This window comes from Staphylococcus pasteuri (genome assembly GCF_030547725.1).
GTDB lineage: Bacteria > Bacillota > Bacilli > Staphylococcales > Staphylococcaceae > Staphylococcus > Staphylococcus pasteuri.
Map to the genome: position 1 here is coordinate 1 of NZ_JAUOQO010000031.1, position 525 is coordinate 525.

Consider the following 525-nt stretch of genomic DNA (forward strand, 5'->3'; position numbering starts at 1 on the left):
GGTTAATCGATAGCTGCTCTCAGGAGAGAGGTGCTCCGTCAAACCGTTGATCATGCTTTCTAACCGTGCTGCACTGATGGCTTCAATCGGCATGTAGGTATCATGATTTTCTCGTCCCAACCATAGAAACCCATCAATAAGCGAAGATACGCGCTGAATAGCCGTTTTCATTCGTGTAACGATCCGCTGGTGTATGGGAGAGTCGGGCAGACTTTCACGCAATATGTCGAAGTTACCCCGGATCACCGTGATGGGGGATCGAAGCTCGTGACTGGCAAAGCGAGTGAAGTCCTGTTCTCGTCTAGTGAACTCATACATACGCTGAATTAAATCGCCAAATGCATGGTTGAGCTGCCCTATTTCGTCGTCGCGATCCATTCGCGGAAAATGACCTTTGTTAATATCAAAGGTCTCTACTTGCTTTTTTAGTGTTATAACTGGGGTGGCTAAGTTTTTTGCCATCCAGCGCACCATTAGCAGTGTGAGAACAGTGGATAGGATGACGGCGGCTACTATAAATAGTAT

General features: G+C 47.0%; 1 protein-coding gene. It reads right to left on the minus strand.

Features of this window, described 5'->3' with window-relative positions; all coding sequences use genetic code 11:
- A partial coding sequence (locus Q4528_RS12665) for a histidine kinase dimerization/phospho-acceptor domain-containing protein (protein WP_303521814.1) occupies positions 1 to 474 on the minus strand: 474 nt, incomplete at its 3' end.
- Between the last annotated feature and the right edge of the window lie 51 nt (positions 475 to 525).